The organism is Streptomyces sp. NPDC001536, from assembly GCF_042894505.1.
Taxonomy (GTDB): Bacteria; Actinomycetota; Actinomycetes; order Streptomycetales; family Streptomycetaceae; genus Streptomyces.
Window position 1 is genome coordinate 72,855 of sequence record NZ_JBIAVQ010000019.1, and the last position, 26,704, is coordinate 99,558.

The 26,704-nt window shown below is 70.2% G+C and carries 27 protein-coding genes and 1 pseudogene; 20 read left to right on the top strand and 8 right to left on the bottom strand.

Annotated elements, in window-relative coordinates; all coding sequences use genetic code 11:
• Positions 1-43 precede the first annotated feature (43 nt).
• Together rarD and ACFY0U_RS38770 are read right to left on the bottom strand one after the other, a co-directional pair.
• Positions 44-1,045, bottom strand: coding sequence for an EamA family transporter RarD (gene rarD / locus ACFY0U_RS38765; RefSeq protein WP_388644162.1), 1,002 nt, complete (start codon positions 1,043-1,045; stop codon positions 44-46).
• A 133-nt stretch (positions 1,046-1,178) separates the two neighbouring features.
• The gene (locus ACFY0U_RS38770) at positions 1,179-2,033 is read right to left on the bottom strand and encodes an SDR family oxidoreductase (protein WP_388644165.1); all 855 of its coding nucleotides are present in this window, start codon (positions 2,031-2,033) and stop codon (positions 1,179-1,181) included.
• 91 nt (positions 2,034-2,124) lie between these two features.
• Here ACFY0U_RS38770 and ACFY0U_RS38775 point away from each other — a divergent pair, with 91 nt between their 5' ends.
• The 5 genes from ACFY0U_RS38775 to ACFY0U_RS38795 all read left to right on the top strand — a co-directional run bounded on the left by ACFY0U_RS38775 (position 2,125) and on the right by ACFY0U_RS38795 (position 4,641).
• Positions 2,125-2,544 (top strand): winged helix-turn-helix transcriptional regulator, encoded by a 420-nt coding sequence (locus ACFY0U_RS38775; RefSeq protein WP_388644166.1) that lies wholly within the window; start codon positions 2,125-2,127, stop codon positions 2,542-2,544.
• A 309-nt stretch (positions 2,545-2,853) separates the two neighbouring features.
• Complete coding sequence (locus ACFY0U_RS38780; protein ID WP_388644169.1) at positions 2,854-3,327, top strand: DUF6082 family protein; 474 nt, start codon at positions 2,854-2,856, stop codon at positions 3,325-3,327.
• A gap of 133 nt (positions 3,328-3,460) precedes the next feature.
• On the top strand, positions 3,461-3,718 hold the full coding sequence (locus ACFY0U_RS38785) for a hypothetical protein (RefSeq protein ID WP_388644171.1): 258 nt from the start codon (positions 3,461-3,463) through the stop codon (positions 3,716-3,718).
• Between the two features lie 151 nt (positions 3,719-3,869).
• Positions 3,870-4,376, top strand: coding sequence for a DUF6082 family protein (locus ACFY0U_RS38790; RefSeq protein WP_388644173.1), 507 nt, complete (start codon positions 3,870-3,872; stop codon positions 4,374-4,376).
• 13 nt (positions 4,377-4,389) lie between these two features.
• Complete coding sequence (locus ACFY0U_RS38795; protein WP_388644176.1) at positions 4,390-4,641, top strand: hypothetical protein; 252 nt, start codon at positions 4,390-4,392, stop codon at positions 4,639-4,641.
• A 55-nt stretch (positions 4,642-4,696) separates the two neighbouring features.
• Here the strand turns inward: ACFY0U_RS38795 and ACFY0U_RS38800 are convergent, their stop codons facing one another.
• The 3 genes from ACFY0U_RS38800 to ACFY0U_RS38810 all read right to left on the bottom strand — a co-directional run bounded on the left by ACFY0U_RS38800 (position 4,697) and on the right by ACFY0U_RS38810 (position 8,612).
• Positions 4,697-5,776: a 2-oxoacid:ferredoxin oxidoreductase subunit beta gene (locus ACFY0U_RS38800; protein ID WP_388644179.1), complete on the bottom strand. Its 1,080-nt coding sequence runs from the start codon at positions 5,774-5,776 to the stop codon at positions 4,697-4,699.
• Positions 5,769-7,697, bottom strand: a complete 1,929-nt coding sequence (locus tag ACFY0U_RS38805) for a 2-oxoacid:acceptor oxidoreductase subunit alpha (RefSeq protein WP_388644181.1) — start codon at positions 7,695-7,697, stop codon at positions 5,769-5,771. The genes ACFY0U_RS38800 and ACFY0U_RS38805 overlap by 8 nt, the downstream gene beginning before the upstream one ends.
• A gap of 255 nt (positions 7,698-7,952) precedes the next feature.
• The gene (locus ACFY0U_RS38810) at positions 7,953-8,612 is read right to left on the bottom strand and encodes a response regulator transcription factor (RefSeq protein WP_346779923.1); all 660 of its coding nucleotides are present in this window, start codon (positions 8,610-8,612) and stop codon (positions 7,953-7,955) included.
• 202 nt (positions 8,613-8,814) lie between these two features.
• Here ACFY0U_RS38810 and ACFY0U_RS38815 point away from each other — a divergent pair, with 202 nt between their 5' ends.
• Both ACFY0U_RS38815 and ACFY0U_RS38820 read left to right on the top strand, forming a co-directional pair.
• Positions 8,815-8,943: a hypothetical protein gene (locus ACFY0U_RS38815; RefSeq protein ID WP_388644184.1), complete on the top strand. Its 129-nt coding sequence runs from the start codon at positions 8,815-8,817 to the stop codon at positions 8,941-8,943.
• 34 nt (positions 8,944-8,977) lie between these two features.
• The gene (locus ACFY0U_RS38820; RefSeq protein WP_388644186.1) at positions 8,978-9,211 is read left to right on the top strand and encodes a hypothetical protein; all 234 of its coding nucleotides are present in this window, start codon (positions 8,978-8,980) and stop codon (positions 9,209-9,211) included.
• A gap of 101 nt (positions 9,212-9,312) precedes the next feature.
• Here ACFY0U_RS38820 and ACFY0U_RS38825 read toward each other — a convergent pair whose 3' ends face one another.
• Complete coding sequence (locus ACFY0U_RS38825; protein ID WP_388644187.1) at positions 9,313-10,659, bottom strand: sensor histidine kinase; 1,347 nt, start codon at positions 10,657-10,659, stop codon at positions 9,313-9,315.
• Between the two features lie 149 nt (positions 10,660-10,808).
• A complete protein-coding gene (locus ACFY0U_RS38830) occupies positions 10,809-12,014 on the bottom strand; it encodes a sensor histidine kinase (RefSeq protein ID WP_388644189.1) in 1,206 nt (401 codons plus the stop codon).
• Between the two features lie 204 nt (positions 12,015-12,218).
• On the opposite strand from ACFY0U_RS38830, the gene ACFY0U_RS38835 reads away from it, so the two are divergent.
• The 12 genes and pseudogenes from ACFY0U_RS38835 (at position 12,219) to ACFY0U_RS38890 (ending at position 24,646) form a co-directional block, all read left to right on the top strand.
• Entirely contained in the window at positions 12,219-12,626 is a 408-nt protein-coding gene (locus ACFY0U_RS38835; RefSeq protein WP_171146557.1) for an NADH-quinone oxidoreductase subunit A, read from the top strand.
• Positions 12,617-13,255, top strand: a pseudogene (locus ACFY0U_RS38840) (NADH-quinone oxidoreductase subunit B); the annotation flags it as partial. The gene ACFY0U_RS38835 and the pseudogene ACFY0U_RS38840, both read left to right, overlap by 10 nt.
• Before the next feature lie 329 nt (positions 13,256-13,584).
• Positions 13,585-15,372: an NADH-quinone oxidoreductase subunit C gene (locus tag ACFY0U_RS38845; protein ID WP_388644190.1), complete on the top strand. Its 1,788-nt coding sequence runs from the start codon at positions 13,585-13,587 to the stop codon at positions 15,370-15,372.
• Positions 15,369-16,337: an NADH-quinone oxidoreductase subunit H gene (locus ACFY0U_RS38850; RefSeq protein ID WP_388644193.1), complete on the top strand. Its 969-nt coding sequence runs from the start codon at positions 15,369-15,371 to the stop codon at positions 16,335-16,337. Before ACFY0U_RS38845 ends, ACFY0U_RS38850 begins: the two co-directional genes overlap by 4 nt.
• Positions 16,337-16,930: a NuoI/complex I 23 kDa subunit family protein gene (locus tag ACFY0U_RS38855; RefSeq protein WP_388644196.1), complete on the top strand. Its 594-nt coding sequence runs from the start codon at positions 16,337-16,339 to the stop codon at positions 16,928-16,930. The genes ACFY0U_RS38850 and ACFY0U_RS38855 overlap by 1 nt, the downstream gene beginning before the upstream one ends.
• Complete coding sequence (locus tag ACFY0U_RS38860) at positions 16,927-17,721, top strand: NADH-quinone oxidoreductase subunit J (protein ID WP_388644198.1); 795 nt, start codon at positions 16,927-16,929, stop codon at positions 17,719-17,721. Before ACFY0U_RS38855 ends, ACFY0U_RS38860 begins: the two co-directional genes overlap by 4 nt.
• Complete coding sequence (gene nuoK / locus ACFY0U_RS38865) at positions 17,721-18,104, top strand: NADH-quinone oxidoreductase subunit NuoK (protein WP_388644201.1); 384 nt, start codon at positions 17,721-17,723, stop codon at positions 18,102-18,104. Before ACFY0U_RS38860 ends, nuoK begins: the two co-directional genes overlap by 1 nt.
• Entirely contained in the window at positions 18,101-20,095 is a 1,995-nt protein-coding gene (locus tag ACFY0U_RS38870; RefSeq protein ID WP_388644202.1) for an NADH-quinone oxidoreductase subunit L, read from the top strand. The genes nuoK and ACFY0U_RS38870 overlap by 4 nt, the downstream gene beginning before the upstream one ends.
• A gap of 6 nt (positions 20,096-20,101) precedes the next feature.
• The gene (locus ACFY0U_RS38875; RefSeq protein ID WP_388644205.1) at positions 20,102-21,676 is read left to right on the top strand and encodes an NADH-quinone oxidoreductase subunit M; all 1,575 of its coding nucleotides are present in this window, start codon (positions 20,102-20,104) and stop codon (positions 21,674-21,676) included.
• Positions 21,673-23,205, top strand: a complete 1,533-nt coding sequence (locus ACFY0U_RS38880; protein ID WP_388644207.1) for an NADH-quinone oxidoreductase subunit N — start codon at positions 21,673-21,675, stop codon at positions 23,203-23,205. The genes ACFY0U_RS38875 and ACFY0U_RS38880 overlap by 4 nt, the downstream gene beginning before the upstream one ends.
• Positions 23,206-23,390: 185 nt before the next feature.
• On the top strand, positions 23,391-24,254 hold the full coding sequence (gene htpX / locus ACFY0U_RS38885; protein ID WP_388644209.1) for a zinc metalloprotease HtpX: 864 nt from the start codon (positions 23,391-23,393) through the stop codon (positions 24,252-24,254).
• Positions 24,251-24,646 (top strand): YccF domain-containing protein, encoded by a 396-nt coding sequence (locus ACFY0U_RS38890; RefSeq protein ID WP_388644211.1) that lies wholly within the window; start codon positions 24,251-24,253, stop codon positions 24,644-24,646. The genes htpX and ACFY0U_RS38890 overlap by 4 nt, the downstream gene beginning before the upstream one ends.
• Positions 24,647-24,978: 332 nt before the next feature.
• Here ACFY0U_RS38890 and ACFY0U_RS38895 read toward each other — a convergent pair whose 3' ends face one another.
• Positions 24,979-26,229, bottom strand: a complete 1,251-nt coding sequence (locus ACFY0U_RS38895) for an APC family permease (RefSeq protein WP_388644212.1) — start codon at positions 26,227-26,229, stop codon at positions 24,979-24,981.
• Between the two features lie 190 nt (positions 26,230-26,419).
• Here ACFY0U_RS38895 and ACFY0U_RS38900 point away from each other — a divergent pair, with 190 nt between their 5' ends.
• Positions 26,420-26,686, top strand: a complete 267-nt coding sequence (locus tag ACFY0U_RS38900) for a GlsB/YeaQ/YmgE family stress response membrane protein (RefSeq protein WP_388644213.1) — start codon at positions 26,420-26,422, stop codon at positions 26,684-26,686.
• Positions 26,687-26,704 lie beyond the last annotated feature (18 nt).

A 26,704-nucleotide genomic window follows, 5' to 3' on the forward strand; every position in this document is an offset into this window, starting at 1 on the left:
CCCAGTTCGGCTCGGCGGTCGGGATCTCGGCGGTGACGGCCGTCTACGGCTTGGCCTCCACCGGGTCGGGGCCCGCGGCGACGCTGTCCGCGTTCCGTACGGCGCTCGCGGTGCCCGTCGCGATGGTGGTGCTGGGCCTGCTGGTCTCCGTCCTGAGCCTGCGGGCGGTGCGCAGCGCGTCCCAGGTGAGCAGCGACAGCGCCAGCCAGACCAGCGAGAAGCCGGCCCAGCGCTCCGGCGGCATGGCCTCGTGGAAGTAGGCGACGCCGAGCAGGAACTGGAAGACCGGGGCCAGGTACTGGAGCAGACCGAGGGTGGACAGGGGCACGCGGATGGCCGCCGCGCCGAAGCAGACCAGCGGCAGCGCGGTGACCAGGCCGGTCCCGGCGAGCAGGGCGGCGTGTCCCGGGCCCTCGGTGGCGATGGTGGCGTCGCCGTGCGCGGTCAGCCACACCAGATAGCCCAGCGCGGGCAGGAACTGGATCGCGGTCTCGGCGGCCAGCGATTCGAGCCCGCTGAGGTTGACCTTCTTCTTCACCAGGCCGTACGTGGCGAAGGAGAAGGCGAGGACGAGCGAGATCCACGGCGGACGCCCGTACCCGACGGTGAGCACGACCACCGCGCCGGCGCCGACGGCGACCGCCGCCCACTGCACGGGCCGCAGCCGCTCCTTCAGGAGCAGCACGCCCATCGCGATGGTGACCAGGGGGTTGATGAAGTAGCCGAGGGAGGCCTCGACGACCCGGTCGTTGTTCACGGCCCAGATGTAGACGCCCCAGTTGACGGCGATGACGGCCGCGGCGATCGCGACGAGTCCGAGCCGGCGCGGCTGCCGCAGCAGCTCTCCGGCCCACCGCCACCGCCGTAGCACCAGCAGGGCCAGCGCGACGGCGAGGAAGGACCACGCCATCCGGTGCGCGAGGACCTCGGAGGCTCCGGCGGGCTTCAGCAGGGGGAAGTAGAGGGGGAACAGCCCCCACATCCCGTACGCGGCGAAGCCGTTCAGCAGTCCTATGTGCCGCTCGCCCCTCGGCTTCCCGCTCACGGGCCCTCCCTCTCACGTCGACCTCGCCTGCACGAAGGTAACGCCGAGCGCCCCCGCCTGTCATGCCCGTATCGCTATACGGTCATGACAGACGGGGGTCGGAGGCTCAAGGACCTTTCGGGGGGGGGAGTGGTCAGCCCTTGAGCGCGACCGCGATCGCCTCGGACAGCGGGGTGGTCGGCCGGCCGGCGAGCCGGGAGAGGTCACCGGAGGAGACGACGAGCTCGCCCTTGGCTATGGAGGCGTCGACGCCCGCGAGGATCGCGGCGAGCGGCGCGGGCAGTCCGGCGCCGGCGAGGATGCCGGTGTACTCCTCGGTCGAGACGGAGTTGTAGGCGATCTCCTTGCCGGTCTGCTTGCTGAGCTCGGCCGCGTACTCGGCGAAGCCCCACGCCTCGTCGCCGCCCAGCTCGTACGTCTGGTTCTCGTGGCCCTCGCCGGTCAGGACGGCGACCGCGGCGGCCGCGTAGTCGGCGCGCGAGGCGGAGGAGACCCGGCCGTCGCCGGCGGCCTGGGTGACGGCGCTGTACTGGAGGACCGGGGCGAGGTTCTCGGTGTAGTTCTCGTGGTACCAGCCGTTGCGCAGCAGTGCGTACGGCAGGCCGGAGGCGAGGAGCACCTTCTCGGTGGCGCGGTGGTCGTCGGCGAGGGCGGCGGTGAGGGAGCCGGGGGCGCTGGTGTAGGCGAGCAGGGCGACGCCGGCGGCCTTGGCGGCGTTGATGACGACCGTGTGCTGGCCGGGGCGGTCGTTGCCGACCTCGCTGCCGGAGATGAGGAGCACCTTGTCACCGGCGGCGAAGAGGCCGTCGAAGGTCTCGGGGGTGTTGTAGTCGGCAACGGCGATCTTCACCCCGCGCGCCGCGAAGTCCGCACCCTTCTCGGCGCTGCGGACTACGGCGGTGACCTGCTCGGCCGGCACCTTCTCCAGCAGCTGCTCGATGACGTGGCGGCCCAGGTTTCCGGTGGCTCCGGTGACGACGATGCTCATGATGTGCGAACTCCTTGTGGGGTGCGGATGCACTAACCATAGGGGTAGCACTAACTACAGGAAAGTACCCACTTTGAAGTAAGGTACTGGCATGGCAGTAAGTCTGAAGGTGCCCGACGGGACGGCCGAGGCGGACGCCGAGGCGATGTGCCCGCACCGACTCGTCCTCGAACACGTCACCAGCCGATGGGGCGTCCTCGTCCTCATCGCCCTCCTCGACCGCCCCCACCGCTTCAGCGAACTGCGCCGCGCCATCAACGACCTCAGCGGCCGCGGCGTCAGCGAGAAGATGCTCACCCAGACCCTCCAGACCCTGGAACGCGACGGCGTCATCCACCGCGACGCCAAGCCGGTGATCCCTCCCCGCGTCGACTACTCCCTGACGGAACTGGGAGCCGAGGCGGCGGAACAGGTCCGGGGGCTCGCGGCGTGGACGGAGACGCGGATGGGGGCGGTGCAGGAGGCGCGGGAGAGGTACGACGCGCGGAGACGGGCGTCTGAGCAGGAATGACGCAATCGCTCGGGACCTGCCGAACGTATGCCGACGGCGCTCGCCGGGCACATACATGTCAGGGCGTTGGTCGACACGAGCGGTACGTCCTTCCATGCGCCCCCTTTCCGCCTCCCACGCCGACTTGAGCCGCCCGGCATGCTGGGGGCGGGGCGTTGTGCCCACCCGCGCGCCGGTCGTGAAGGCCGTTGACCGACGCCCGGACGCCTGACTCGGGGGTTCGTCTTGGCCACAGAGAATCCGGATGCGCGAGGGAGCGACTCAGCTGCAGGGGCAAGGTTCGGCTGGGCGCGCACCCCCTTCCGACGCGTGTCCCGCCGCCGTCGACAGGAACCGCCGGCAGAGGAACTACTTCGTCAACTCACGCTCCTCGCTCAGGAGATCCGCCATGCCAATCTGATCCAGTTGCATCGCATCGCAGCTGCGCAGTTGGAGCGCGCAATAGAGGACCCCGCACTGGCGGAGGCGATCAGCACACTGCCGGGCCTTTCGGAGCACCGACGCCGCCAGGCGATTTTCGTCAACAGCCAGTACAGCGCGATCGTGCTGAATCACCGCGTGGGCGCAACGGAATGGGACGAACTGATCGGCCACTTGAGGATTCTGTGCCGGAACCCGGTTTTCGACGACTACTGGGAGATGACCCGCGAGCATCGCAGGAGCCTGCCCCGCGAGTCCCTCGAAGCGCGAGTGGGTCGGGCCGTGGATGTGATCGTGGAGGGGCTTCGTGATGACCCCGAGGAATGGTGGGTGGTGCAGCCGCCCGATGAGCCGTCGCACTGAGGGACCACTGTCGCCCCAAGGGGTGGTTTCCTTCACTCCGGAGGCGTAATTCGGTTTAAGATTACGGTGACTTGGTCGGGCCGGGCGCGGTTTTGCCAGGCGACACTGACCCGCCGTCGAAGAGGCTTCCCGCGTGCACAGCGAACTTCCAGCCGCCAGCATCGTCCGCCGTCTCGGTGACTCGCCGCGCCAACGAGGAAGCCTCACAGCAGAGTCGTGCCCTGACCTCTTCGAGCTGAGCGACGGCAGCTTCGCGGTCATCGGAACCGATCGCACGGAGGAACTGGACGGGCTGCTGCCCGCCGACGCCGCCCGCGCCGACTACGAGCGCATCGTCGTGATTACACGCGACACCCTCCTCCGGGCCAAGAGGGACATCCCCGACGAGTGAGGACGGTGGCTCCGGGTGCTGCGCTCTAGTTGTGCGGCACCTGAGCCCGGCCTGCACGGCACGTCTGTTGATGCGCCCTCTTCCCGCTTTCCGTGTCGGCTTGCACGCTGGAGTCGGTAAGCGTTGTCGCTCGGCGTACCGAGGGGTGAGCATGACGGTGCCGAACCAGCAGGAGTCCGCTGCGGAGCTACTGCAGGAAGTCGTCCGGCAATTGGGGCGCATGGCGAGTGGATACGACCGGATCGCGACGGAACTGCACCGGGCGAACCTGATCCAGCTGCAAGGCTTCTTCCTGGAGCGACTGGACCGGGCGATCGACGACCCGGTGATCGCCGACACACTGAGCACCTTCACGGATCTGTCCGGTGACAAGCGCCGCCAGATGTTCACCGCCAACGCGCAGTACGCGCTCATCTTGCTGTCCCACCGGATCGGCGCCATCGATCGCACCGAACTCCTCGGATATCTGAAGGTGATGCGCCGCAGTCCCGTCTTCACCGAGTACTGGGAGCGGTCGGCCCACGGACGAGAAGGGTTGTCACCGGAGTCCTTCGAGGCTCGGGTGGGCAGGGCCGTCGACGCCATCATGGAAGAGCGGTTGGACGACCTCGAAGAGTGGTGGGTCGTCGGCCCGGACTCCGAGTACCCGTCCCCTTGAGGAATCGATTCCCATGGAGAGTTCGCCCCTCCGCATCGTTCGTCGTCTGGGCGACTCGCCTCGCCAGCGAGGGTCCGTGACAGGTGAGACCTGTCCCGATCTCTTCGAGCTGAGTGACGGCAGCTTCGCGGTCATTGGAACGGATCGCACCGAAGAACTGGATGCGCAGTTGCCGGCGGACGCCGCCCGCGCCGACTACGAACGCATCGTCGTCATCACGCGAGACACCCTCCTCCGCGCCAAGAGAGACATCCCCGACGCCTGACGCCGAGGGCCCGGATGCCGTACCGCATCCGGGCCCTGCGCGTGTTCACCGACCCTCAGCCGACGACCGTCCAGGTGTCGCCGCCGGCCAGCAGCGCCGCCAGATCCCCCTTGCCGTTCTGCTCGATCGCCGCATCCAGCTGATCCGCCATCTGCGTGTCGTAGACCGGCCGGTCCACCGACCGGAAGACGCCGATCGGGGTGTGGTGGAGGGTGTCCGGGTCGGCGAGGCGGGAGAGGGCGAAGGCGGTGGTGGGGGAGGGGGAGTGGGCGTCGTGGGTCAGGATCTGGGACTCGTTGTCCGGCGTGACCGTGACCACCCTCAAGTCGCCGGTGATCACGTCGCGGACCACGCCGCGTGAGCCGTCCGCACCGAAGCGGATGGGCCGGCCGTGTTCGAGGCGGATGACCGCTTCCTCGGCCTGCTCCCGGTCCTTGAGGACCTCGAAGGCGCCGTCGTTGAAGATGTTGCAGTTCTGGTAGATCTCGACGAGCGCCGTGCCCGGGTGGGCCGCTGCCTGGCGCAACACCTCCGTCAGGTGCTTGCGGTCGGAGTCCACCGTCCGCGCCACGAAGGACGCCTCCGCGCCGATCGCCAGCGACACCGGGTTGAACGGCGCGTCCAGCGAGCCCATCGGCGTGGACTTGGTGATCTTCCCGACCTCCGACGTCGGCGAGTACTGGCCCTTCGTCAGGCCGTAGATCCGGTTGTTGAACAGCAGGATCTTGAGGTTGACGTTGCGGCGCAGGGCGTGGATCAGGTGGTTGCCGCCGATCGACAGCGCGTCGCCGTCGCCGGTCACCACCCACACCGACAGGTCTCTGCGCGACGTCGCCAGACCCGTCGCGATCGCCGGCGCCCGGCCGTGGATCGAGTGCATCCCGTATGTGTCCATGTAGTACGGGAAGCGGGACGAGCAGCCGATGCCCGAGACGAAGACGATGTTCTCCTTGGCCAGGCCCAGCTCCGGCATGAAGCCCTGGACCGCGGCGAGGATCGCGTAGTCACCGCAGCCGGGGCACCAGCGCACTTCCTGGTCGGACTTGAAGTCCTTCATGGACTGCTTGCCCTCGGCCTTGGGAACGAGGGAAAGCGCCTCGATCGTGCCCGTGCCTTCCGTGGACGTCTCAGCCATCGATGGCCTCCTTGAGAGCCGTGGCGAGCTGCTCGGCCTTGAACGGCATGCCGTTCACCTGGTTGTACGAGTGGGCGTCGACCAGGTACTTCGCCCGGACCAGCGTGGCGAGCTGCCCGAGGTTCATCTCGGGGATCACCACCTTGTCGTAGTGCTTCACCACCGTGCCGAGGTTCCGCGGGAACGGGTTGAGGTGGCGCAGATGAGCCTGTGCGATGGACTCGCCGGCTGCGCGCAGTCGCCGTACCGCCGCGGTGATCGGCCCGTAGGTCGAGCCCCAGCCCAGGACGAGGGTGCGGGCCTCGTGCGGGTCGTCGACCTCCAGATCCGGTACGTCGATCCCGTCGATCTTGGCCTGCCGGGTGCGGACCATGAAGTCGTGGTTGGCGGGGTCGTAGGAGATGTTCCCGGTGCCGTCCTGCTTCTCGATGCCACCGATGCGGTGTTCGAGGCCGGGGGTGCCGGGGATCGCCCACGGGCGGGCCAGGGTCTGCGGGTCGCGCTTGTACGGCCAGAAGACCTCGGTGCCGTCCTCCAGGGTGTGGTTCGGCCCCTGGGTGAACTGCACGGTCAGGTCCGGGAGTTCGTCGACCTCCGGGATCCGCCAGGGCTCGGAGCCGTTGGCCAGGTAGCCGTCGGACAGGAGCATCACCGGAGTGCGGTACGTCAGGGCGATGCGTGCCGCCTCCAGGGCCGCGTCGAAGCAGTCCGCGGGCGTCCTGGGCGCGATCACCGGAACCGGCGCCTCGCCGTTGCGGCCGTACATCGCCTGGAGCAGGTCCGCCTGCTCGGTCTTGGTCGGCAGACCGGTGGACGGCCCGCCGCGCTGGATGTCGATCACCAGCAGCGGCAGCTCCAGCGACACCGCCAGACCGATCGTCTCCGACTTCAGGGCGACGCCCGGACCGCTGGTCGTCGTCACCGCGAGGCTGCCGCCGAAGGCCGCGCCCAGCGCCGCGCCGATGCCGGCGATCTCGTCCTCGGCCTGGAAGGTGCGCACCCCGAAGTTCTTGTGCTTGCTCAGCTCGTGCAGGATGTCGGAGGCCGGGGTGATCGGGTACGAGCCCAGGAACAGCGGCAGGTCAGCCTGGCGGGACGCGGTGACCAGTCCGTAGGACAGGGCCAGGTTCCCGGAGATGTTGCGGTAGGTGCCGGTGGGGAACGCGGTGGCGGCCGGCGCGACCTCGTAGGAAACCGCGAAGTCCTCGGTGGTCTCGCCGAAGTTCCAGCCGGCGTGGAAGGCCGCCAGGTTCGCCTTCATGATCTCGGGCTTCTTGGCGAACTTGGTCTTCAGGAACCGCTCGGTGCCCTCGGTGGGCCGGTGGTACATCCACGACAAGAGGCCGAGCGCGAACATGTTCTTGCTGCGCTCGGCCTCTTTGCGACTGAGGTCGAATTCCTTGAGGGCCTCGACGGTCAGGGTGGTCAGCGGCACCGGATGGAGGCTGTAGCCGTCGAGGGAGCCGTCCTCCAGCGGCGAGGCCGCGTACCCCACTTTCTGCATGGCCCGTTTGGTGAACTCGTCGGTGTTGACGATGATCTCCGCGCCACGCGGCAGATCGCCGATGTTGGCTTTCAGGGCGGCCGGGTTCATCGCGACCAGCACGTTCGGTGCGTCGCCCGGGGTCAGGATGTCGTGGTCGGCGAAGTGGAGCTGGAAGCTCGACACACCCGGCAGGGTTCCGGCGGGTGCCCGGATCTCGGCGGGGAAGTTCGGCAGCGTCGACAGATCGTTGCCGAAGGTCGCCGTTTCGGAGGTGAAGCGGTCGCCGGTGAGCTGCATACCGTCGCCCGAGTCGCCCGCGAAGCGAATGATCACCCGGTCCAGCCGGCGGACGTCCTTGGTCCCTGCCGGTTTGCGCTGCTCTCCCACGACGGCTTCGTCGGCCTGCTCCGCTGGGCTACTGACCTGGCTGGTCACTGAACTGGACCTCCTTCGAGGCAGCTGTCCGGGACAGGCCCTCCCGCAGGCCCGCCCAGGATCAACCCTACGTCCGTAAGGGTCGCCTTCCTGTGGCCAATCGCATGATGGACACGATTTTGAGACGATCCGCCGCCCTGACTTGTCATGATTTACTCGCCCCCCGGCGCTTCCCTACAAGACGCTCCCCGCTCACGTTCGGTTCTGGACCCGCTGAGCGGGTGTCACTCATATGGCTGACACGGTGTCAGGGCTTCAGGAGTTCAGATAGGTGAGGACCGCAAGAACACGTCGGTGATCCCCGTCACTCGGGGAGAGGCCCAGCTTCAGAAAGATGTTGCTGACGTGCTTCTCGACGGCGCCGTCGCTCACCACGAGCTGCCGCGCGATCGCCGAGTTCGTCCGCCCCTCCGCCATCAGCCCCAGAACCTCCCGCTCCCGCGGGGTGAGTCCCGCGAGCACGTCCTGCTTGCGGCTGCGACCCAGCAGCTGTGCGACGACCTCTGGATCCAGCGCCGTACCGCCCTCGGCGACCCGTACCACCGCGTCCACGAACTCACGAACCTCGGCTACCCGGTCCTTGAGGAGATAGCCGACGCCGTGACTGGAACCGGCGAGCAGTTCCGTCGCGTAACGCTCCTCCACGTACTGCGACAGCACCAGGACCCCGAGTCCGGGATGAGCCTTGCGCAGCTGTACGGCGGCCCGCACCCCTTCGTCGGTGTGCGTCGGCGGCATCCGCACATCGGCGACGACGACGTCGGGCAGCTCCCCCTGCGCGTCCAGCTCGGTGATGGTCTTGACCAGTGCCTCCCCGTCGCCGACCCCGGCGACGACGTCGTGCCCGCGGTCGGTCAGCAGCCGGGTCAGCCCCTCCCTGAGCAGAACCGAATCCTCGGCGATGACCACCCGCACCCTGTCCTCCACGATCCTCGGCCCCCCACAGCCCGCCTCCGCGCCCGCCTCCCCGGTGGGCGTGGTCCAGCATTCCAGCATTCACGGCCCGGTGCGCCGGGGCGACAGGAATCAATGGGAATACGTGCATGACACGGCGGGTTCCGGCCCCTCGCAAGGCCTGTTGTCGATCATCCGATGCCGATATCGAGGGGGAAGGCCCATGCGGGCGATCGCGTTCGAGGAGACCGGCGGCCCGGAGGCACTGCGACTCACGGACCTCCCGAGCCCGGTCCCGGGCCCCGGCGAACCTCTGATCCGCGTCGCCTACTACGGCGAGGTCCAGCACTGACTCGGGGGACTTCGGGGAGCCGGAGGGCGAGACGGTGACGGGACTGGAGGCGGCGGGCGGAGTCGGCGGCGTCGGCGGCGTCGCGGCCCAGCCGGCCCGGGCGCTGGGGCGACATGCGCTGAGCGCCCTGGACCTGGTCGCCTCCGGGGACGTACGGATCGAGGTGACGGAGGAGTACGGGCTGGGGGAGGCGGTGCTGAGGGTCTTGTCAGCCCGTCCGGCGTTTGAGGACGAGGCCCTTCGGGCCGATGGGGGTCCGGGGGCGTAGCCCCCAGGGACGGGGTGGAAGGGGCGGCGCCCCTGGGGATGGGAACGGGTAAGGGCGGCGGGGGCGAAACAAGCCCCCCCGCCGCCCCACACGCACCCCGCTCACCCCAACGCCCGCTCCCCCCGCCAAGGCAACTCCGCCGTCACCCGCGTAGGCCCGCCCACCGGCGAATCCACCACCAGAATCCCGTCCACCGCACCCAGCCGCTCCGCCAGCCCCCCGAGCCCGGACCCCGCAGCCGTATCGGCACCCCCCACCCCGTTGTCCACGACCTGCAGCATCAACCGGTTCTCCACCCGCCACACATCCACGGCCGCCCACGTCGCCCGCGAATGCTTGCTGATGTTCTGCAGCAGCTCCGACACCGTGAAGTACGCGATCCCCTCGATCGCCGGCGCCGGCCGCGCCGGTAGATCCACCTCCACCTGCACCGGCACCGTGCACCGCGACGCCACCGACGACAACGCCGCATCCAGCCCCCGGTCCGTCAGCACCGCCGGATGAATCCCCCGCGCCAGATCCCGCAGCTCCTGAAGCGCCGTCTTCACCTCACCGTGCGCCTCGTCCACCATCCGCGCCGCGGCCTCCGGATCCTCCGCGAGCTTCTCCTTCGCCAGCCCCAGATCCATCGCCAGCGCCACGAGCCGGGCCTGCGCCCCGTCGTGCAGATCGCGCTCGATCCGCCGCAGATCCGCCGCCGCCGTGTCCACCACGACCCCCCGGTCGGACTCCAGCTCCACCACGCGCGTGGCCAGCCGGGACGGCCCGAGCAGCCCGTGCACCATCACCCGGTCCACCATCGTCAGCGCCCGCACGATCCACGGCGTGGCCAGCGTGAACAGCAGTCCGATCAGCGCGGTCACACCGATCTCGAAGGGGTTGTCGAGGTAGATGTGGTGGGTCTCGTCGCCGTAGAGCTGAAGCCCGTCCTGACCGCCGTACACCGGAAAGAGCCAGAACCACAGCGGATACGTCAGCAGCGCCCACCCGTACGCCCAGAAGTTCACGGCGACGACGAACGAGAACACCGCCCACGGCAGATGGATCACCGCGTACAGCAGCGTCCGCCAGGACGTGCCGCTCTTCAGGACCGCCCCCATCCACGCCAGAAAACCGTTCCCCCGCATCCTCAGCGGCTCCGGATCGGCCACATCGAGCCCCAGCAGCCCCCGCGCCCGCGCCCGCTCCAGCGCCCCGAACCCCCGGCACCCGGCCAGCCCGGCCGCGAGGACCGGAATCCCGAGGAACGTCACCAGCAGCCCGGCACCGATCGACACCATCGCGACGGCGTACGTGAACAGCACGATGCTGATCGGCAGGCTCAGCAGCACATATCCGAACTCCCGCCAGGTCCGCCCCTCGAACGGCGCCCGCAGCCCCGTCGGCAGCCGGCGCCGCCGCGTCCCCTCGTCGAGGAACCCGTAGCTCTGTCCGTAGTCCGTGGCCATCGGCGTCGTCCTTCTCTCGTCCCCCGCCCGGGGTGCCTGGAGTGTCGTGTCGCTGTCGTACCTCCACCCTGCTGGGCCGCAGGTCGGCGGACCATGGAGTCCGTCGGCGTCTTGGAAGGGGGGTTTTCCCTACCCCGGCCCGCCCCGCGTCACCTGCGGCCGGTGTCGAACGACCGGTCCCGCCACGGGAGCTCCGCCGTCACCGTCGTAGGACCGCCCGGCGGGGAGTCGATGACGAACAGGCCGTCGACGGCGTCGAGACGTTCCGCGAGACCCTGCATGCCGGTGCCGCCGTCGAGGCGGGCACCGCCGCGGCCGTCGTCCCACACCTGGATGAGCAGCCGGTCCTCCGTGCGCCACACATCCACCGACGCGGTCCTCGCCCCGCTGTGCTTGCTGATGTTCTGCAGCAGCTCGGAGACCGTGAAGTAGGCGATGCCCTCGATGGCCGCGGCCGGTCTGGCGTTCAGATCGGCCGTCACCTTCACCGGCACCGTGCAGCGCGAGGCGACAGAGGACAGGGCGGCATCCAGCCCGCGGTCGGTGAGTACGGCGGGATGGATGCCCCGCGCCAGATCCCGCAGCTCCTGGAGCGCGAGCTTCACCTCGCCGTGCGCCTCCGAGACCATCGCCGCCGCGAAGTCGGGATCCTCCAGGAGCTTCTCCTTCGCCAGACCCAGCCCCATCGCCAGGTTGACCAGCCGGGCCTGCGCCCCGTCGTGCAGATCGCGCTCGATGCGCCGCAGATCGGACGCGGCCGCGTCCACCACGACCCCACGGTCCGACTCCAGTTCGGCGATCCGCCGCTCCAACTCGTCCGAGGGCGACAGCAGTCCGCGCACCATCGCCCGGTCGGCGTTGGTCAGGCCCCGCGCGATGAACGGCAGCACCGGCCACAGCACGAACAACGACGTCAGCGTGATGGTGAAGGTCAGGATGCCCCACGGCAGCCGGATGAAGTCGTACAGGATCGTGCGCCAGCCCACCGGGTCCTTCAGCATCATCCACAGCTGCTGGAAGAAGCCCGAGTTGCTGCTCTTCAGCGGCAGCGGACTCGGCTCGTCGATCCGCACCCCGAGCAGTCCGCGAGCCCGCGCCCGCTCCATCGCGCCCAGCTTCCGCGCGCCCATCAGCCCGGCCGCGAGCACGGGGAACCCGATCACGGTCACCGTCAGCATGAAGCCGGTGAACAGCACCGTCGTCGCATAGACGAATCCGAGCAACGCCACCGGAAGATTGACCAGGAGATGCGCGATCTCCTTCCAGGTGTGCGCGTCGTAGGCGAACCGGACCGGCGGAAGCGGCGCGGTGGCCTCGGCTTTCCGTGCCGGGAAGTGTCTGGGGCGTTCGGTCATATGGGCTAGCGTGCCGCGCGACGCGCCGCGGCGCCATGAGGCAGACCGCCGCGATCCCCTGGGGAAAACCCCACCCCGGCAGGTTCAGCCGTGACGGGCCGCTTACGGTCTCTTTAGCAGGCCCTAGACTCCCGTGCGTACAGATCGTCGAACAGCGGGTGTCCAGCGATCTTCGGTGTGTTCACAGGGAGCGAGGGGACGGACGTGCCGGAACCGACCGTCGGGTCGACCGTCGTCGTTGCGGCGGACTACTTCCAGTCGTACTCGGTCGTCGGACTGCTCGCCGTCGTCGGCGTGCTGTTCGTCGCCGTCGCCTTCGGCGCGGGCCGCCTGCTGCGCCCTGTCGTCCCGACCCCCGAGAAGCTGCTGACCTACGAGTGCGGCGTCGACCCCGTCGGCGAGGGCTGGGCCCACACCCAGGTCCGCTACTACGTCTACGCCTTCCTCTACGTCATCTTCGCCGTCGACTCGATCTTCCTGTTCCCGTGGGCCACGGTCTTCGCCGCCCCCGGCTACGGCGCGGCCACACTCGTAGAGATGTTCATCTTCCTCGGCTTCCTGGCCGTGGGTCTGCTGTACGCATACAAGAAGGGCGTCCTGACATGGACGTGACCCCCTCGGAACCGGTGCTGCTCCCCGAGCCGAAGCGGCTGGGCGCCCTCGCCCGCCTCGCCCCCGAGCCGATGAAGGTGGTCCTCAACTGGGGCCGCCGCTACTCCCTCTGGGTCTTCAACTTCGGGCTCGCCTGCTGTGCCATCGAGTTCATCGCCGCGTCGATGGCCCGCCACGACTTCATCCGCCTCGGCGTGATCCCCTTCGCACCGGGCCCCCGCCAGGCCGACCTCATGGTCGTCTCGGGCACGGTCACCGACAAGATGGCCCCCGCGGTCAAGCGCCTCTACGAGCAGATGCCGGAGCCCAAGTACGTCATCTCCTTCGGCGCCTGCTCCAACTGCGGCGGCCCGTACTGGGACTCCTACTCCGTCACGAAGGGCGTCGACCAGATCATCCCGGTCGACGTCTACGTCCCCGGCTGCCCACCCCGCCCCGAGGCCCTCCTCCAGGGAATCCTCAAACTCCAGGAGAAGATCGCCCGCGAGTCGCTGGGGGAGCGGTACGGGGTGAGCGGGGGGCGGGCGTCTGTGGCTGCGCTGGAGAGTGGGTTGGTGCGGGGGCCGGGGGAGGGGCCCGGGGCGGCTTCGAGCGCGGGTTCGGGGACGGGTTCGGGAGTGGCGGCCGGGTCGGCTTCGGGCGGGGGGCCGGGGTCGGTGGCCGGGACGGGGGCGGAATCGGCTTCCGGGGCGGATGCGGGATCGGGCTCGGGCTCGGCTCCTGGGTCGGGTGCGGACTCGGGCTCGGGCTCGGGCTCGGTGTCTGGGTCGGGTGCGGGTGAGGGGTCGGGTTCGGGCTCGGCGTCGGGCGGGGCCTCAGGCCCGGCTTCCGGTTCGACTGCGGGTGGGGGTGCGGCTTCGGGTACGGCTTCTGATCCGGCCCCGGGTGCGACGTCCGACCCCGCCTCGGGCTCGGCTTCCGGTTCGTCCGACGACGGTCCGGCCTCCGGGGAGGAACGATGACCGCGGTCGGCTGGCTGCCCGCCCCCGCCGAGGAACTCTTCGGCGCGGAGGCCGCTGCGGAGGAGTCGTACGAGGTCCTGACGGTGGACGTGCCGCCGGCATCCTGGATCACGGCACTGGAGACGGCACGCGACGAACTGGGCTGCACCTACTTCGACTGGCTGAGCGCGGTCGACGAACCGGGCACGGGCTTCCGCGTCGCCGCACACGTCGCGGCCCTGTCGCCGGTACGACGACTGCTGCTGCGCACCACCATCCCGCACGCGTCCCCGACCCTGCCCAGCGCCGTCGGCGTCTTCGCGGGCGCGGCCTGGCACGAACGCGAGACGCATGAAATGTTCGGCGTCGTCTTCGAGGGCCACCCCGCCCTTGACCACCTCCTCCTCCCCGAGAACTTCGAGGGCCACCCCCTGCGCAAGGACTTCGTCCTCGCAGCCCGGGTCGCCAAGGCCTGGCCCGGCGCCAAGGAACCGGGCGAGTCCGACCACGGCGGCCCCAAACGCCGCCAGATGCTCCCCCCAGGCGTCCCCGACCCGAACGAATGGGGCCCCCTGAAGGGCCAACTCCCCCCGGCCCCGACCCGCCCCACCCGAGCCGCCGGAGCCCGAGCGGCGGGAGCGGGAGCCGCGGCAGCGGGAGAACGTCCGGCCCGTGCGGCCGGCGAACGCCCGGTACGTCGCGCCCGTACGGCGTCGGAGGGTTCGGCGAGTCAGGCCGAGCCAACGGCGGCACCGACTGCTGGTCCGCGTCGTGCCGAGGCCGCGGCTGTTGAGGGCTCGGCAGGCCGGCCGGAGGCGCCCGCGTCTTCAGGCACGGCGACCGGACCACGTCGCGCGCGCACTGCGGCGGAGGGGTCCGCCAGCCAGACTGCCGCGACCCCCGAACCCCCAACCCCCGGAACCGACGACTCTCCGTCGGGCACCGGCACCCCAGCCGGTCCGCGCCGTGCGCGAAGCGCGAGCGAGGGTTCGTCGTCCCAGCGCCCCGGACCGGGCACCGCCCCCTCCGGCCCACGCCGATCCCGCAGCGCCTCGGACGGCTCGGCGACCCAACGGACCACGCCCGACGACCAGGCATCGCCCACCCGGACCGGGGACACCCCGAGCACCGAGACCACACCCCCGAGCACCGAGACCACACCCCCGAGCACCGAGACCCCACCGCCGAGTGCCGAGGCTGCGCCCCCGAAGCCCTCCACGGCCCCCCGCAGCCCCGACGCCCCGTGGCACCACGCCCGCCCGGCCTTCGACGAGCCGGCAACCGACCGAAAGGCCGACGCCAACCCGCTCCCGGAGCCCGAGACCCGACCCGAGCCCCAGCCTCGACGGGACACCGAGGCCCGACGGGACACCGAACCGCCCACGGGTCCCGCACCGTCCACCGAGCCCGAACCACGCACTGCGCCCGCACCGTCCACCGAGCCCGAACCACGCACTGCGCCCGCACCGTCCACCGAGCCCGAACCACCCACGGCGCCCGAACCGCCCATGGCGCCGCAGTCCCCTCGACCGGAGGCCGAACCGCGCCCGCAGGCCGAGCTGCCCCCCGGTTCGGAGCCGGTGACTCAGCCGCGCCCGAAACCCGAGCCGGATTCTGAGCCGGAGCCGGAGCCGGAGCCGGAGCCGGAGGCCAAGCCGCGCCCGGAGCCGACGGGTGAGCCGAAGGCCCCGCCCACCGCGACCCCCGCCCCCGAAGAACCCACGGGAACCTCCGGAAAGCCCGAAGACCCTGAAGCGCCCGAAGACCCCGCAACTCCCGAAAACCCCGCAGGAGGCCCGCAGTGAACGACGCTCTCGACGTCGCCCTGCGACTCCTGATCGTCTTCGTCGTCTTCCTCACCTTCCCCCTGATCGTCGGCCAGACCGAACACAAGGTCATGGCTCACATGCAGGGCCGCCTCGGCCCCATGTACGCCGGCGGCTTCCACGGCTGGGCCCAACTCGTCGCGGACGGCGTCAAGTTCGTGCAGAAGGAAGACGTCGTACCCGCGGGCGCGGACCGCCGTATCTTCCAACTCGCCCCCGCAGTCGCCCTCCTGCCCTACCTCCTGGTCCTCCTCGCCATCCCCATCGGCCCCGGCGAGGGCGCCGTCGGCGAGGTCGTCGACGCCGGTGTCTTCTTCGTCCTGGCCGTCATGGGCGTAGGCGTCCTCGGCTCACTCATGGCCGGCTGGGCCAGCGCCAACAAGTTCTCCCTCCTCGGCGGCCTCCGCACCGCCGCCCAGCTCCTCGCCTACGAGCTCCCGATGCTCCTGACCGCCGCCTCCGTCGCGATGGCGGCCGGCACGGTCTCCCTCCCCGGCATCGTCGACGCCTTCGAGTGGTGGTGGCTGCCCTGGCAGATCGTCGGCGCGATCGTCTTCTTCGTCGCCGGCCTCGCCGAACTCCAGCGCCCGCCCTTCGACATGCCGGTCGCCGACTCGGAGATCATCTTCGGCGCGTACACCGAGTACACCGGCCTCCGCTTCGCGCTGTTCCTCCTCGCCGAGTACGCCGGAATCGTCGTCCTGTGCGGCCTGACCACCGTCCTCTTCCTGGGCGGCTGGCACGGCCCGTGGGGCGCCGACGGCCTCGGCTGGGTCTGGACCCTGCTGAAGACCGCGATCCTCGCCTTCCTCGTCATCTGGCTGCGTGTGACCTATCCCCGCCTGCGCGAGGACCAGCTCCAGAAGCTCTCCTGGACCCTCCTCGTCCCCCTCTCCCTCGCTCAGATCGCCCTCACCGGCATCGTCAAGGTGGTGATCTCCTAGTGGCCCCCATTCCTGGCTCCGGCCTCGCCAAGGGCCTGGCCGTCACCCTCCGGACGATGACGAAGAAGACCGTCACCGAGCAGTACCCCGACGTCCAGCCCGACCTCCCGCCCCGCACCCGCGGTGTCATCGGCCTGTTCGAGGAGAACTGCACGGTCTGCATGCTGTGCGCCCGGGAGTGCCCGGACTGGTGCATCTACATCGACTCGCACAAGGAGACGGTCCCGGCCGCCGCCCCCGGCGGACGCGAGCGCAGCCGCAATGTCCTCGACCGCTTCGCCATCGACTTCTCCCTGTGCATGTACTGCGGTATCTGCATCGAGGTGTGTCCTTTCGACGCTCTGTTCTGGTCCCCGGAGTTCGAGTACGCCGAGACCGACATCCGCGACCTCACCCACGAGCGGGACAAGCTCCGCGAGTGGATGTGGACCGTCCCGGCCCCGCCTGCCCTCGACCCGGCCGCCGAGGAGCCGAAGGAGATCGCGGCCGCCCGCAAGACCGCCGAGAAACTGGCAGCCGCCCAGGCCGAACCGACCGAGCCCCAGTCCGGGCCGTCGACCGGGCCCACCGCACCCGAGGGAGGCACGTCATGACCCTCGCCGCAGCCACCGCCACCACGGCACACGCCACGCTGGCCAAGGCTCACGCCACCGTGACCACCGCGGCCACCGAGACCCACGGCTTCCTCTCGCCGACCGGTGTCGAGATCGCCTTCCTCCTCGTCGGCCTGGTCACCTTCGGCGCCGCCATCGTCACCGTCACCACCCGGCAGCTGGTGCACGCCGCCCTGTGGCTGGTGGTGACCCTCGGCGGTCTCGCCGTCGAGTACCTCCTGCTCACCGCGGAGTTCATCGCCTGGGTGCAGGTCCTCATCTACGTGGGTTCCGTCGTCGTTCTCCTCCTCTTCGGTCTGATGCTCACCAAGGCGCCCATCGGCCGCTCCCCGGACGCCGACTCCGGCAACCGCTGGGCCGCCCTCACAGTCGCCGTCGCCTCGGCCGCAGCCCTGGTGTGGGTCGTCGTCGACGCCTTCCGCGCGACGTGGATCGACCTGGACGGCCCCGCCGCCGGCTCCACCGAGGCCACCGGAGCGAGCCTCTTCCAGAACTGGGTCCTCCCCTTCGAGGCCCTCTCCGTCCTTCTCCTCGCCGCACTGGTCGGCGCGATCGTCCTGTCCCGCAAGGCGAAGGCGGAGTCGAGCTCTCCCCCTGTGAACTCCCGGCCCGCGACCGGTAGTTCCCCATCCGCCCCGAATTCCCGTAATCACACGATCGGGCGAAACAGAGCGGTCGAGCGAACCAAACCGGCCGAGCCCAGCGCCCCTGCCGCGCGCACCGCCCCGGCCGAGCCCGGCACCCCTGCCGAGCAGGAAGGCGCCCGCTGATGCACCTCGCCTATCCCGCCGTACTCTCCGCCCTCCTGTTCTGCACCGGCCTGTACGGCGTCCTCGCGCGCCGCAACGCGATCCTGGTCCTGATGTCGGTCGAGCTGATGCTCAACGCCGTCAACCTCAACCTGGTCGCCTTCGACGTCTGGCTCAGCAAGGCCGCCGAGGAGACCCTCCACTCCGGTCAGGCCCTGACCCTGTTCACCATCGCCATCGCCGCCGCCGAGATCGGCATCGGCCTGGCGATCGTCCTCGCCGTCCACCGCAACCGCGGCACCGCGGACATCGACAAACTCCGCGACACCGCCGAGGGCCACGAGCCCGAACACGCCGACGACTCCGACGCCCCCGCGGCCGAGAAGGCTGAGGCCACCGCGTGACCACCACCACCCTCGCCGTCCTCGTCCCCCTCCTTCCGTTCCTGGGCGCGGCCGCCGGCCTGCTCCTGGGCCGCACGGCACCCGGCTTCGTCCGCCCGCTCGCCGTCCTGCCGACGCTCGCCTCCCTCGTACTGGCCGCCGTGGTCGCCGTACGCCAGGGCGGCGACGAGGCAGTGAACGCCGCCACCGAGCTCACGCCCACCGGCTCGATCCCCATCGAACTCGCCCTGCACATCGACGGCTTCGCCGCCCTGGTCGCCGTGCTCGTCGGCCTCGTCGCCACCTGTGTGCAGATCTACTCGACGGGCTATCTGCGCGACGACCCGCGCTATCCCTCCTACGCAGCCCTCGTCTCCCTCTTCACCGCCGCGATGCTCCTCGTCGTCTACTCCGGCGACCTGATGGTGCTGCTGGTGGGCTGGGAGATCATGGGCATCTGCTCGTACTTCCTGGTCGGCCACTACTGGGAGACCCCGGAGGCCCGCGCCGCCTCCATCAAGGCCTTCCTGGTCACCAAGCTCGGCGATGTCCCGTTCCTGATCGGCCTGTTCGCGCTCGCCACCGACGCCGGGTCCTTCCGCATCACGAAGGTGCTCGGCGCCGTCGCACACGGCGGGCTCGACCACCCGACCCTGATCGCCCTGCTGCTCCTGGCGGGCGTGGCCGGCAAGTCGGCGCAGTTCCCGCTGCACACCTGGCTCCCGGACGCGATGGCGGGCCCGACGCCCGTGTCCGCGCTCATCCACGCCGCGACCATGGTCGCCGCCGGTGTCTACTTCATCGCCCGTCTCCTCCCGGTCTTCGAGGCCTCGCAGGCCGCGATGGTCGTCCTCGCCGTGATGGCCGCCGTCACGATGACGGGCTCGGCGCTCGCCGCACTCGCCCAGGACGACATCAAACGCGTCCTCGCCTACTCGACGATCGGCCAACTCGGTTACATGACCGGCGCCCTCGCCGTCGGCGACCGCGGGGCCGCCGTCTTCCACCTCCTGTCGCACGGCGCCTTCAAGGCGCTGCTGTTCCTCGCGGCCGGCGTGATCATCCACGCCGCCGGCACCAACTCGCTGGCCGCCATGTCCCGCATGGGCCACCTCCGCGACCGCGTGCCGGACGCCTTCTGGACGATGACCGTGGCGCTCCTCGCGCTCGCAGCGATCCCGCCCTTCAGCGGCTTCTTCTCCAAGGAGTCCGTCCTCGGCGCCGCCGAGCACGTCGCCACCGGCCACACCGAGCACGCCCCCGGTGCCGCCGGCTGGGTAGTCCTCCTCGCCGGCCTGCTCACGGCCCTGCTCACCGCGGCGTACGCGACGCGCCTGTGGCTGCTGGCCTTCCAGGGCCGGGGCGTCGAGGCCCCCGACCACGGCCGCCAGCCGCTCACGATGACCACGGTCCTGTGGGTGCTCGCGATCCCGTCCCTCGCCGTCGGCGGATTCGCCTACCGCGTGCTCCCGGACTGGTTCGACGGCCGTGACCTCGCGCCGACCCTCACCACGTCCGTCGTCGGCACGGGCGTCGCCCTGGTCGGCGGCATCGTCACCTACGCCGCCTGGCGGCACACCACCACGCTCGCCGCCCGAGCCCCGCTGGGCGCGGTCGCCGCCCACCCGGACGGTGACGCCGGGCTCGTCGAGGCCGAGGCCATCGCCAGCCACGAGCCCGCCTACGGAGACGTGGCCTACACACCCGACCCGTCGGACCCGGGCCGCCTCCTGCTCGGCCCGCTGCACCGGCACGCGGCCGTCGGCTTCCACCTCGACGCCGTGTACTCGGCTCTCTTCGTCCGCCCGGTCCAGGCCGGTGCCACCCTCGTCCGGTTCCTCGACCGTGAGGTCGTCGAGACCTACGTACGCGGTGCGGGCGCTCTACCCCGGCTGCTGGGCGCGGCCGTACGCCGTGCCCAGACCGGCAATGTGCAGACCTATGTGAGCGCGCTGCTCGCCGGCACCGTCGTCCTGGTGGTCGCCGCCGTCCTCGTCGCCACGGGAGCGTGAGCAGGCGTGATCGATATCAACGAGTCCGTGATGCAGTTCCTTCTGGCGTTCGTCGTCGTCGGCCCGCTCCTCGGCGCCGTCGCCGCTCTCCTGCCCGCCCCGCCGGGACTGAAGGGGAAGTCGCCCGAGCAGGCGGTGCTGCGGCACGGCGTGAGCGTGACCGGCGTGATCCTCATCGCCGCTGTCGTCCTCGCGCTCGGCTTCGACCACGACCACCCGTCGAAGATGCAGGCCACGACCGACATCAGCTGGATCCCCGCACTCGACGTGCGGATCCACCTCGGCATCGACGGCATCTCCCTCCCCCTTCTGGTCCTGACCGCGCTGCTGGCCTTCCTGTGCGCGCTCTACTCGTACTTCAAGATGCCCGCGGGCCCGACCCCGAAGGCCTTCGTCGCGCTGCTGCTCGTCCTCGAGTCCGGCACCCTCGCGACCTTCGCCGTCCTCGATCTGCTGCTGTTCTTCCTCGCGTTCGAGATGGTCCTCATCCCGATGTACTTCCTCATCGCCCGCTGGGGCGGCGAGGGCAGGACGCAGGCCGCCTGGCGGTTCATCCTCTACACGCTGCTCGGTTCGGTCGTCATGCTGCTCGGCCTGCTCCTGATCGGGATCAAGGCGGGCACATTCGACATGGTGGCACTCGCCACTGACAACGGCCGGTCCCTCACCTCATCCGTGCAGGTCATCGCCGTTCTGGCGATCGGGATCGGGCTCGCGGTGAAGACCCCGATGTGGCCGCTGCACAGCTGGCTGCCGGACGCCCACACCGCCGCACCGACCGTCGGCTCGGTCCTGCTGGCCGGCGTGATGCTGAAGATGGGTACGTACGGGTTCGTCCGCATTCTGCTGCCGATCGCCCCCGACGGTTTCCGCGACTTCGCGCCGTACCTCGCCGCCTTCGCCGTCGTCGGGATCATCTACGGATCCCTGGCCTGCCTGGCCCTCGCCAAGCAGGGCGCGAAGGGCGACCTCAAGCGCCTCATCGCCTACTCCTCCGTCGGCCACATGGGCTTCGTCCTGCTCGGCATCGCCACCATGACCCCGACCGGTGTCAACGGCGCCCTGTTCGCCAACGTCGCCCACGGCCTCATCACCGGCCTCCTGTTCTTCCTGGTCGGCGCGCTGAAGGACCGCACGGGCAGCACCGACCTCGACGCCCTCGCCGAACAGACCGGCGCCGCGTTGTACGGCAAGGCCCCACGTCTCGGCGGCCTGCTCGCGTTCGCCGCGGTCGCCTCCCTCGGACTTCCGGGCCTCGCCGGGTTCTGGGGCGAGATGCTGGCGCTGTTCGGGGCGTTCGACCCCGCTGAGGGCCTCAGCCGCCCGGCGTTCCTCACCTTCATGGCGATCGCGGCCTTCGGCACCCTCCTCACGGCCGCCTACCTCCTCGTCGTGGTCCGCCGTGTCTGCATGGGCGCCGTACCGCAGGACGCCCCGAAGCTCGCCGACGTCCAGACGTACGAGTTCGCTGCCTGGACACCGCTCGTCGCCCTCACCGTCGTAGCCGGTCTGTGGCCTAAGGCCCTCCTCGGCCTGACCGATCCGGCCGTACAGCAGCTGCTCGCAGGAGGCACCCGATGAGCTCCCTGGCCTCCCTGGCCCAGCCGATGGCCGCGAACCTCGTCCAGTCCGTCGACTGGCTCGCCATCGCACCGCCCACCATCGCGGCGGTCGTCGGCCTCGTCGTCCTCGTCACCGACCTCTTCGTAGGCGACGGCAAGAAGGCGCTGCTCGGCTGGCTGTCCGTCGCCGGTCTGGCCGCCTCCACCGCGATGCTGCTGCCCCTCCTGGACGGCGACCGCGCCACCTTCTGCCTGACCGGCACGCCCGACGTCTGCAGCTACACCGCGGACCGCTTCACCCTCGTCCTCCAGCTCCTGGTGCTCGGGGGAGCGTTGCTGGCGGCGCTCCTGTCGGTCACCGCCCTCAAGGACGCCGACAAGGGACTCCCCGAAGGGGAGTACTGGTTTTTGCTGCTCTCCTCCGCCGCCGGTGCCGCCCTCCTGCCCGCTTCGCGGGACCTGGCGACCCTGATCGTCGCCCTGGAGGTCGCCTCCCTGCCGGCCTTCGCGCTCGTCGGCCTGCGCCACGGCGACCGCAAGTCCTCCGAAGCGGCCCTGAAGTTCTTCCTGTCCTCGGTCACCGCGACCGCGGTCAGCCTCATGGGCATCAGCTTCGTGTACGCCTCCACGGGCACCCTCTACCTCACCCAGATCGCCGACCGGATCCAGAACGTCGACGGCCAGCTCCACACCCTCGCCCAGACCGGCGTCGTCCTCACCCTCGTCGGCTTCGCCTTCAAGACGGCCGCCGTGCCCTTCCACTTCTGGGTCCCGGACACCTACGTAGGGGCGCCGCTCCCGATCGCCGCCTACTTGTCGGTCGTCGGCAAAGCGGTCGGCTTCTCCGGCCTGATCCTCGTCACGGTCGTCGCCCTCCCGTCGTACGCCGACGTCTGGGGCCCGGCGCTCGCGGCACTGGCCGCCCTCACCATGACCGTCGGCAACGTCGGCGCCCTCCGACAGCAGCCCACGCGCGCGTACAGCGCCGTACGGCTGCTCGCCTGGTCCTCCGTCGGCCAGGCCGGCTACCTCCTCGTGCCGATCGCCGCCGCCGCGTACACCGACGACGCCGAGCGCTCCATCGGCTCCTCCGTCGCCTACGCCCTCATGTACGCCGCCGTGAACCTCGGCGCCTTCGCGGTGGCCGCCCTGGTGGGGCGTACGAGAGCCCTCAACCGTCTCACCGACTACCGCGGCCTTTATGCCACGAACCCCCTGGCCGCCCTCCTCCTGGCCTTCTTCCTGCTCTGCCTCGCCGGACTGCCGCCGGGCATCATCGGCCTCTTCGCGAAAGTCACCGTCTTCTCCGCGGCCGTCGACGCGGGCCTCGGCTGGCTCGCCGTGGTCATGGCAGCCAACGTCGTGATCGCGCTCTTCTACTACCTCCAATGGACGGCCCTGCTGTTCCGCGCCCCAGAAGGTGAGCCCGTACAGCACCGGATCCCGGCCCCGCTCACCGCGGCGATGGCCCTCACCGGCGTCCTCGGAATCGCCCTGTCGGGCGCGCCCCAGCTGATCCTGCGCTTCACCGACACCGGGCTCTTCTGAGCCCACGGCCGGACAACTCCCGAGCCCTCACCCGGACGGCCCACGCCCGCCTCCGCACGCACAAGGGAACTAGCCGCTCTCGCCTGGCGTTGACCAGAACAGGAGGGTCCACTGGTGGAGACACCAGAAGGACCGCAGATCAGCAAGCAAAGGGTTCCCCTGCTGCACGATTTGGAGGGCGTACCGTGCACCGCCGGCACAACGGGCTCAGGACCGCAGTACTCCTCGGGGGACTGTCCGCACTCATCATCGTCATCGGCAGTTTCTTCGGCCGTATGGGGCTCGTGGTCGCGGTCCTGATCGCCCTGGGGACCAACGCGTACGCGTACTGGAACAGCGACAAGCTGGCGCTACGCGCGATGCGCGCCCGCCCGGTGAGTGAGTTCGAGGCCCCCGCGCTCTACCGCATGGTCCGCGAACTCTCCACCCAGGCCCGCCAACCCATGCCGCGCCTGTACATCTCCCCGACAGAAGCCCCGAACGCCTTCGCCACGGGCCGCAACCCGCGCAACGCCGCGGTCTGCTGCACCGAAGGCATCCTGCGCCTCCTCGACGAACGCGAACTGCGCGGCGTCATCGGCCACGAGCTCAGCCATGTCTACAACCGCGACATCCTGATCTCGTCCGTGGCCGGCGCCCTCGCCTCCGTGATCATGTTCCTGGTCAACTTCGCCTGGCTGATCCCCATCGGCCGCTCCAACGACGACGACGGCCCCGGCATTCTCGGCATGCTGCTCATCATGATCCTGGGTCCGCTCGCCGCGAGCCTCATCCAACTGGCCATCAGCCGCTCCCGGGAGTACGAGGCCGACGCGTCCGGCGCCCAGCTGACCGGCGACCCCCTGGCCCTGGCCAGCGCACTGCGCAAGCTCGAGATGGGCACCAAGCAGCTTCCGCTGCCCCCCGAGCCGCGTATCGAGACCGCGAGCCACATGATGATCGCGAACCCCTTCCGCCCGGGTCAGGGATTCTCGAAGATGTTCTCCACGCACCCGCCGATGGCGGACCGCATTGCCCGCCTCGAGAAGATGGCAGGTCGCCACCAGTGAAAACCATCCTGAACGTCATATGGCTCGTGCTGAGCGGCTTCTGGCTGTTCCTCGGCTATCTGCTCGCCGGCGTGCTGCTGTGCATCACGATCATCGGCATCCCCTTTGGCATCGCCGCGTTCCGAATCGGCGTCTACGCCCTGTGGCCCTTCGGGTACACGACGGTCGAACGCCGCGACGCCGGCGCCCCCTCCTGCGTCGGCAACGTGCTGTGGCTGGTTCTCGCGGGCTGGTGGCTGGCCCTGGCCCACATCGTCACCGGCATCGCCCTGTGCATCACGATCATCGGCATCCCGTTCGGCATCGCCAACTTCAAGCTGATCCCGGTCTCGCTGCTTCCGCTGGGCCGCGAGATCGTGCGGACCGACCAGCCGTTCTCCTCGCGCTGGTAGGCCGAACGCCGGTTCGGCGCGGGGTTTTCCACAGCCTGATGGTTGTCCACAGGCCCGCTCGATTGTCAGTGGCGGCCCGCATCATGAACTCATGACCGCGAACAAGCAGTTGCGAGCGCTGGGGAACGCCGGGATGCGTTACGCCCGCCCGTGGGCCCACGCTTCCCCCGAGTCCCATGACCACACCGGCTTTCGCCATGCGTACATATCCGTCCGGCAGCTCGCTGGGCCCGCCATCCGTACACACGCGGTCTGACGGCGGACCTGGAGTACGTAGGCGCCAAGGACTGCCCCGGCGAGGTCCGCCGCCTCGTCCGTCGGCGTACGCCGCTTCACCGCGCCGCCATCCACCGCCGTACGCCGTACGCCACCACACCCGCCATCAGCACACCCGCACCTACGGCCACCGAGACCCCCGGCAGCGCGAACGCCAGCACCACGCACCCGAGAAGCCCCACCACGGGCACCACCCGCGCCGTCGGAGCGGAACCGAGCGTCCAGGCCGAGGCGTTGGCCACCGCGTAGTAGGCCAGCACACCGAAGGAGGAGAACCCGATAGCGCCCCGCACATCCACCGTGGCGGCCAGGACCGCGACCACCGCGCCCACGGCCAGTTCCGCCCGGTGCGGTACCTGGAATCGCGGATGCACGGCCGCCAGCGCGCCGGGCAGATGCCGGTCACGGGCCATGGCCAGAGTCGTCCGCGAGACGCCCAGGATCAGGGCGAGCAGCGACCCCAGCGCGGCCACGGCGGCACCCACCCGCACCACCGGCACCAGCCCTGGCACGCCGGCAGCCCGCACCGCATCGGCCAGCGGCGCGCCCGCCTGACCCAACTCCTCTGCCCCCAGCACGGAAAGGACGGCCACCGCCACACACGCGTACACGCCCAAGGCGATGCCCAGAGCCAGCGGGATCGCACGCGGGATGGTGCGCGCGGGATCCCGTACCTCTTCCCCGAGGGTCGCGATCCGGGCGTACCCGGCGAACGCGAAGAACAACAGACCGGCGGCCTGCAGCACCCCTCCCAGGCCCCCCGAGGCCCCGCTGTCCAGCCGCCCGGCCTCGGACGTCCCGGATCCCAGACACACGACCACCACGGAAGCGAGGACAGCCAGCACGACCGCCACGATTCCCCGCGTGAGCCAGGCGGACTTCTGGACCCCGCCGTAGTTCACCGCGGTCAGCGCCACCACGGCCGCGACCGCCACGGCGTGCGCCTGCCCCGGCCAGACGTACGCGCCCACGGTGAGAGCCATCGCCGCACAGGAGGCCGTCTTGCCGACCACGAACGACCAGCCCGCCAGATAGCCCCAGAACGGACCGAGCCGCTCGCGCCCGTACACATACGTGCCGCCCGAGGCGGGATACAGGGCGGCCAACCGTGCCGACGAGGTGGCGTTGCAGTAGGCGACCACGGCTGCGACCGCGAGCCCGAGCAGCAGCCCGGAACCGGCCGCGCGGGCCGCGGGTGCCAGGGCGGCGAAGATGCCGGCCCCGACCATGGAGCCGAGCCCGATGACCACGGCGTCCCCCACGCCCAGGGTGCGTCGCAGCTCGGAGGGGGAGCCGGAGGGTGTCATGCGCCGCACCCTACTGATCGGTGCAACCGGCGGGTGCATCCGTGACGTCTTCTTCAGCAACACGGCACGAACAAGTGCCGGTGCCAGGAGACGAACGCACCACGTACGACCCGTGAGCGCACAGTCGGCCGGGATCAAGATCACAGGTCCGGGACAGTGCGAACACAGCGCGGAAGGGCAGGTTCAGGGCATGAGCATCATCGGTTGGATCATCCTGGGACTTCTGGCCGGGGCCATCGCCAAGTTCCTGCTGCCGGGCCGCGACCCGGGCGGCTTCATCGGTACGACCCTCATCGGCATCACGGGCGCGTTCATCGGCGGCTGGATATCGGCCCGCTGGCTGGACCATCCGATCACCAAGAACTTCTACGACGGCACCACCTGGGCAGCCGCGATCGGAGGCTCACTCGTCCTCCTGGTCGGCTACCGCATCCTGTTCGGCAACTCGCGCAACTGAGCACGCCCCCGAACCGCA